Raw genomic sequence first — 6,638 nt, forward strand, 5'->3', positions numbered from 1 at the left:
CAGCGCCAACGACGGGCTCGCCCCGATCACATTCGAGCGTCAGATGGCAGAAGCGCGGAGGACGTCAACCGCCCAGCTCAGGGCCGAAGTGGCATAACACCGTCTCCACGCTTTGAGGGGATTGACAAGACACGGATACCTCTCTGCTCACCGCCGCTTGACACAGAGAGGTGCCGAAAACCGTACAGTCCCCCGTAGCGACGGGCTGTTCGAGTTGACCGACGCGTTATCGTGCACCGACGGGCCGGTGAAGAGCCTGGTGGATCTGGCGTTGGCGCCTGAGCATCGCCGCGGTCACGGTGCCTTGCACGGCGGGCTCAATCACGGCCGCATCAACCTGTCCGGCTTACGTGATTCGCTGGGCAGGTTGCCTCTGCCCAAGGCGGCCGATGGCCGTCTGGTGCTGGCGATGGAGGTGTCCCCGTGGCTGCGGCCGGACGCGGCGACCTGCCAGGACCGGGCGTTCTCCCACACCTACGGGCGTGGGGACAGCAAGCACCAGATGATCCCTGGCTGGCCGTACTCGTTCGTCGCGGCGCTGGAGGCCGGCCGCACGTCCTGGACGGCGCTGCTGGACGCCGTCCGGCTGCACCCCGGCGCCGACCTGGCCGCTGTCACCACCGCCCAGCCCTGCCAAGTCGTCATACGACTCATCGCCGCTGGCCAGGGCGGCAGGGCGACCCGACATCCTGATCGTGCTGGACGCCGGATACGACGCACCCCGCATCGCGCACCTGCTCGCCGGGCTGCCCGTGCAGATCCTGGGCCGCCTGCGCTCGGACCGGGTCATGCGCCGCTCGGCACCGTCCCGCCAGGATTTCCAGTCGGCCAACCCCCGATGGCGGCCGCCCGCCCAAGCATGGCGGCGAGTTCGACTTCGGTGACCCGGCCACCTGGGGCACCGAGCACACCGTGACGACCACCGAGACCCGCCGCTATGGCACGGCGGTCGCGCAGGCGTGGGACCGGCTGCATCCCCGGCTGACCCTCCGTGCCGCCTGGCTCGACCACGACGGGCCGCTGCCGGTCATCGAGGGCACCGTGATCCGCCTCCAAGTCGAAACGCTGCCCAGCGGCGGGGTGAACAAGCCCGTGTGGCTGTGGTGGTCGGGCACCGACGCCACGGCCGCCGATGTCGACCGCTGCTGGCAATCGTTCCTGCGACGTTTCGACATCGAGCACACATTTCGCCTGTTCAAACAGACCCTTGGCTGGACCAAGCCCCGGCTCCGCGACCCGCACGCCGCCGACCGGTGGACCTGGCTAGTGATCGCCGCGCACACGCAGCTGCGCCTCGCCCGGCCCCTGGCCGTCGATCTGCGCCGCCCTTGGGAGAAACCGGCCGAACCGACCAGGCTGACCCCGGCCCGGGTGCGGCGAGGGTTCCGGAACCTCCACGCGAAGACACCATCCCCAGCACGTGTACCCAAACCCACCACGCCAGGTCCCGGACGCCCGCCCGGCTCCAAGAACCGCCGCCCAGCAACCCGTCACGACGTGGGACGCGATCTGGCCACCGGCCAGACATACACCCGCCCCGGCCATCACAAGAAGGGCACAAAGCCCCGCCGAACTGGATAAACAACAAGCCTAGTTGATGCAGCGAGCTGGCGTTGCTCAGCGGTTGCGTCGGGCTGAGGGCTGCTGCCCAGCAGCGCCCTAGAGTCGCTGGTATCGGCCAGCAGAACGCGCGCGACACGGGTGCCCGCAGGTTTCGCACATGCCAATTGACGACCGAACCCTGTTTCTCGGCCGTAATGCAAGGGCCGTTATCACTTGGAGTGACTAGCGTCGGTGCGGTGTTGTGGCCATGTTTGTGTCCCGGTCCGGGACGACGAGCGAACATGCGGCTTGGATTGGTCCAAGTTGGCCAGGCAAACTCTCGAGTTTGCCGAGAAGGCGCTGGTCAGGTAGGTGCACCGTCAGGGACTTGAACCCCGAACCCGCGGATTAAGAGCGTGCCGTCCCGTGTCGCGGCGTATCGTCCCGTACCGGGGACGCCGAGCAAACAACGAGCGAGCATTAGCACCCGTATTTAACAGCCGCCACGGTCACCATGCGTGTCGTGGCTGTGTCCCGCAGGTAGCAGGCACGCCCGAGACATTTTCCTGCCTCGTTCGTTCTAAGTTTGGTGGCGACCCATGGTTGAGATGGTCGGTTGGCGCAACTGGTGGCTCTTAGAAGGGTGAGCAGGCCGAGGCCAGTGTCGCGGTTCGGTGTCTTGCGGGCACGGAACGTAGCCGAGATTGTCGCCGCAGGTGGTCTGGCGTGGGAACTCTGACGCAATATCACAAGAGCCAGATGCTGACTCGTCGACGAATAGTCGCAGGTCAGGTGTGGTGACATAGTATTTGGCACTACAGGATTGGGAGGCTGAGTACCGGCAGGCGCATGCTGCCTTCGCTGAGTGGCTAGAGCGTGGTTAGTTCGGTCACGCGCCATCGCTAAAGGACGTGCTGTAGGGAGGTCCGGCGCAAAAAAGGAGATGATAACTGAGCCAGTCGAGCACCTCGAGAGGTAGGTCATAGGGTGCTTCGCGAAGAGCGTTGAGGAGTTCGTCGGGGGGTGTCCCTATGGATCTGTCAAGCGGCGTTGGGGGCCGCCTGCTCGGTTGGGGGCTGGTATGTGGTGCCGTCGCGGAGCATGGCGAACAGGACGTCGCAGCGGCGGCGGGCCAGGCAGATGAGAGCTGCGTTGTGTCGCTTTCCTTGATCGCGTTTCCGCTGGTAATACGCTCGCGAGACCGGGTCGGCCAGGGACGCGAACGCGGCCAGGAACATCGCGCGTTTCAGTTGCTTGTTGCCGCCCTTGGGCGGGCGCTCGCCCCGGATGGAGGTACCGGAGTGGCGGGTGACCGGGGCCAGCCCGGCGTAGGCGGCCAGATGACCAGAGGTGGGGAACGAGGTGCCGTCCCCGATCTCCAGCAGGACGCGGGCTGTGGTCCTGACCCCGAAGCCGGGCATCGAGGTCAGGACTCGGGCAAGAGGGTGCGCATCGAGCATCCTTTCGACCTCGGATGCGAGGTGTTTGCGCTGGTCCAGGACGGTGCGCAGCGAAGCCGCCAGGTGCGGCAGGATTGCTTCGGCGGCGGTGGTGCCCGGAACGATGACGGTCTGGGCGTCCAGTGCTGTGTGGATGTCGTCGATCAGCTGTTCACCCATGCGGGGGGCGAGCTTGCGGGCGACGGTCAGCAGCCGTCGTCGGCCGGCCTGCCGCAGTCCGGCTGGGCCGCCGAATCTGGCCAGCAGTTCCAGGACGGCCGGGTGATCGGCCTTGGGGCCGAGCACGCGTTCCAGGGCGGGGTGGATCTGGGTGAGCAGGCCGCGGATGCGGTTGCGGATCCTGGTGGCCTCGGCGGCGAGGTCGTCGTCGTAGCCGACCAGCACCTCCAGCTCGGCCAGCGCCTCGTCGCCGATGTCGACCCGCCGCAGCGTGTGAGGCAGGGTGCGGGCGGCATCGGCGATCACGTAAGCGTCGCGGGCGTCGGTCTTGGCGGCACCGGGGTGCAGGTCGGCCAGTCGCCGCATGGTGAGACCGGGCAGGTAGGCGACCTGGCAACCAGCGGCTCGGGCGACCGCGACCGGCAGGGCACCGATCGAGGCGGGCTGATCAACCACCATGAGCACCTGGCCGTGCTCGGCGAGCTTGCCGAACAGGGCTCGCAGCCGGGCTTCGTCGTTGGGAAGCGGCTGGTCGTGCAGCCGCTTGCCAGCGGTGTCCAGCGCGCAGGCGTGGTGGGTGCCCTTGCCGACGTCCAGTCCGAGGAACACCGCGTATTCGCTGCTCATCGACGTCCTGTTGGGTTGTGGGTGAACGGTTGCGGTCTGGCGAGGACGTCCGGCAGCCACGTTACGAGGAGACCTTCCCACGGGGGCGGCCTGGTCCCTATCAGCGGTCCGTCAACGCCACCAGACCGAGTGACACCACCCCCCGGATCATCAACGACAGGGGGAGTAAGTCATGCCCGGCCCGGCGACCAAGATCCCCGGTTGCCGGGGACTTCAAGAAGGTAACGGGGGGGCGGAGTCTGCTGCGGCATCTCGGCGAGCGCGTCTGTTCCATTTCCACGCCAGGCAGGATGAGTAGGCTCGTTGAGAAGGACGCCGATCCGTTCGACAATAAGGGGCCATTTCGGCATTCCCTTGTGAGCACGCCCGAACCCCATTGCGCGATTGACAAGATAAATTTGGAGTGGATCGCTGACACACGTGTGGTCATCGAGGGCCATCAGGACGTTCGTTCGTTGCTTCACGTGCTTAGTGTACTTTCCGAGGTTGCCATAGCCGAGTTCGTTCAGGGTTCTTCCTCCGGTGCCGGCCCATGGCCGCGTCCGATCGAGAAGGTGTTGCTCGAAATCGATCAGACCGAATGCTCGATTCTCAGCCTTGAGTGCTTTAACCGCCTCGCCATGGAGCCGGGTTGACTCTGCGAACATGGCTGCATCACTCGGCCCACGTCCATTGGCATGCATAATTTCGACAGGGCTGTTTCGCCAAACTTTGATGACAAGGCCAACTGCCATTGCGTTCGTCAAGGCTCCGGAAGTGCTGACGAGTCCAGCCTCTGAGCAACGTTCTGTATGGACCTCTCCAAGCGAGATCAGCATTTCACAGTTTGCTTTCGCGCCCTCGCAGGAGTGCAGCGACTCTGCCAGCTCACCGGGCAATTGAATATCCTCACGCATCGTCCTGAATCAAGCCGTCCCCTCAGAGTAATCGACATGACGCGGGGAGGTCAGCTGCGGCGGAAAGGGGGCCTGTCCGTTCTCGGTCCGTCGCTGCTCGATGGCGCGTGGGGGTAGGCCATAGAGGGAGCAGTCCGGCTCACCGCACGATGTTGGAAGGGTGGCCTGGCATCAGGGCTTGAGGGTGAGGTGGCCGTCGGCGAGGTGCCTGTGAAGGTTCTTTTCCGAGCCTCCTCCGAACTGGGTGGAAACGGCATGTGCAAGGGTTCGTTCCTGCGAATCAGGCACAGCCTGTATTCGGACGGGCGCACCGTGGGAGAGGTCGCCACGGTGGACAGCCATCGCGCGGGTCGCGTGTCAGCCTTGGCCGATGACAGCCTGGGTCTCCTGTTCGATGATCTCCCAGAGCGGCGCGCCGTCGTGGTTGGTGAGGATGACGCCGACCCAGCCGGTGTCGGGGTAGATGGTCCAGTTGGCGCCGACACCGGGGTTGGCGCCGGCGCGAGCCCACACCCACTGGCCGCGGACGAGGCTGACCGGCATCTGGTAGGCGCCGAACCCCGCGTCGGCGGGGGCTGTCCGGCCGGCCCGGCGGGCCAGGCCACCTCCCTCGGGGGCCAGGGGGAGCTTGGGCCCGGTCAGCAGCTCGGCGTAGTGCCGGTCCAGCAACGTGCCGTCGCCCAGCGCACGCGCGAACCGGACCAGATCCGGCGCGGTGGCGAAACCGCCGTCCCCAGGGGCATCGATGAAGGCGCGGCCCGGGTTCTTGCCCAGGACGAACGGGTCCGGGCTGCCATTGTCCAGATTGTGGAGCGCGTCCACCAGGCCGCTCCATCCAGCGCCACGTCCGGACCGTCCATCCCGCCGGGCGTGCGGCGGGCGGGACGCCACGTCGCTACGAGAGCGGCCGCCAGCAGCAGCTCGGCGATGTCGCCGCCGTAGTACATGAGCTCGGCGCCGCCGCGGACGTCGGCCGTGGGCGCGCGGACCTCGGTGAGGAACCCGCCGTACATGAGCTGGGCGAGGGTGGCGTGGACGGCGATCGCCAGCCCGAGCACGAACAGGCGCGCCGGGACGCCGGGCCGGCTGGGAGCCGGGTCGGGACCGGCGATGACCCAGGCGAAGAGGAACCCCGCCACAAGGAAGTGAAGGTGCAGTGCCCCGTGCAGGGCGGGATGCTCCATCGTCGCCTGGTAGAGCGGAGTGGAATACGCCAATGCCATGCCACCGGTACTCAACGACAACGCGACGGGCGGGTGCGCGAGAACGCGCATCGGCGTGCTACGCAGGACGCGGATGAGCATGCGGCCATGGGCGGCGGGCAGCGCGCGCAGCATGACCGTGACCGGCGCGCCCAGCACGAGCGCCAGCGGCGCGTACATGCCCAGGAGCAGATGCTGGACCATGTGACCGCGGAAGTCACGGCCGGCGAAGGAGTCCACGGGCGGGGTGAGGGCAAGGACGATCAGCCCGCACCCTGCCAGGAACGACGCGGCGCGCAACCGGACCGGGCCCCGGGCCCGGCCGCGGCGGCGCGCCCGCCGCACCAGCAGCAGGTAGCCGGCCGCCACGAGCGCGGCCCCGGCCGCCGGTGGCGCCCAGTCCAGGATCGGCACTTCCGCCGAACCGTCGTGATCATGCCGCGGATGTCCGAGCGCCGGGCTCAGGAGGAAGCCTGCGAGCGGCATCAGGCGTCCTGTTCAGGGGCCGGGTCCCCGGTGCCGGGGGCGGGCCGGCCGTCCCCGCCGGCGGGAACGGCCGGGGTGTAGGGTCGGCCGCTGCGCTGCAGGAGGTGACCGGCGGCGAGCAGCGCGGCGCCCAGGACGAGGAATCCGACGTCCCACCAGGTCTGGTGGGGGCCGCCGCGGACAGGGTGGACGCCGAGAACGTGATGGTCGACGGTTCCCTCGACGAGGTTGAACAGCCCCCACCCCGCCAAAATCCACCCCCACAG

Annotated in this window: 6 protein-coding genes and 2 pseudogenes; 3 read left to right on the forward strand and 5 right to left on the reverse strand. The window is 67.5% G+C overall.

From position 1 onward, the window contains the following. Positions 1–247: 247 nt before the first annotated feature. From E1287_RS46520 to E1287_RS46140, 3 genes and pseudogenes are all read left to right on the forward strand, one after another. Positions 248–601: pseudogene (locus E1287_RS46520) on the forward strand (transposase); the annotation flags it as partial. 94 nt (positions 602–695) lie between these two features. Continuing rightward, on the forward strand, positions 696–884 hold the full coding sequence (locus E1287_RS46525; protein ID WP_279508663.1) for a transposase: 189 nt from the start codon (positions 696–698) through the stop codon (positions 882–884). Positions 885–912: 28 nt separating this feature from the next. Further along, positions 913–1,581 (forward strand): hypothetical protein, encoded by a 669-nt coding sequence (locus E1287_RS46140; RefSeq protein ID WP_243719798.1) that lies wholly within the window; start codon positions 913–915, stop codon positions 1,579–1,581. Positions 1,582–2,582: 1,001 nt separating this feature from the next. Here the strand turns inward: E1287_RS46140 and E1287_RS41190 are convergent. The 5 genes and pseudogenes from E1287_RS41190 to E1287_RS41215 form a co-directional block, all read right to left on the reverse strand. Continuing rightward, on the reverse strand, positions 2,583–3,788 hold the full coding sequence (locus E1287_RS41190; RefSeq protein WP_165969442.1) for an IS110 family transposase: 1,206 nt from the start codon (positions 3,786–3,788) through the stop codon (positions 2,583–2,585). A gap of 170 nt (positions 3,789–3,958) precedes the next feature. Continuing rightward, entirely contained in the window at positions 3,959–4,684 is a 726-nt protein-coding gene (locus E1287_RS44435; protein ID WP_165969443.1) for a hypothetical protein, read from the reverse strand. A 357-nt stretch (positions 4,685–5,041) separates the two neighbouring features. Further along, entirely contained in the window at positions 5,042–5,575 is a 534-nt protein-coding gene (locus E1287_RS41205; protein ID WP_347814008.1) for a serine hydrolase, read from the reverse strand. Positions 5,576–5,580: 5 nt separating this feature from the next. Next, positions 5,581–6,372: pseudogene (locus tag E1287_RS41210) on the reverse strand (cytochrome c oxidase assembly protein); the annotation flags it as partial. After that, positions 6,372–6,638: DUF2243 domain-containing protein (locus E1287_RS41215; RefSeq protein WP_131971237.1), on the reverse strand; the 267-nt coding region annotated here is incomplete at its 5' end. The gene E1287_RS41215 and the pseudogene E1287_RS41210, both read right to left, overlap by 1 nt.

This window comes from Actinomadura sp. KC06 (genome assembly GCF_004348735.1).
Taxonomy (GTDB): Bacteria; Actinomycetota; Actinomycetes; order Streptosporangiales; family Streptosporangiaceae; genus Spirillospora.

Excerpts from the sequence above, each read along its gene's own strand:
- E1287_RS41190 (WP_165969442.1), bottom strand. The coding sequence starts at position 3,788 with ATGAGCAGCGAATACGCGGTGTTCCTCGGACTGGACGTCGGCAAGGGC.
- E1287_RS44435 (WP_165969443.1), bottom strand. The coding sequence starts at position 4,684 with ATGCGTGAGGATATTCAATTGCCCGGTGAGCTGGCAGAGTCGCTGCAC.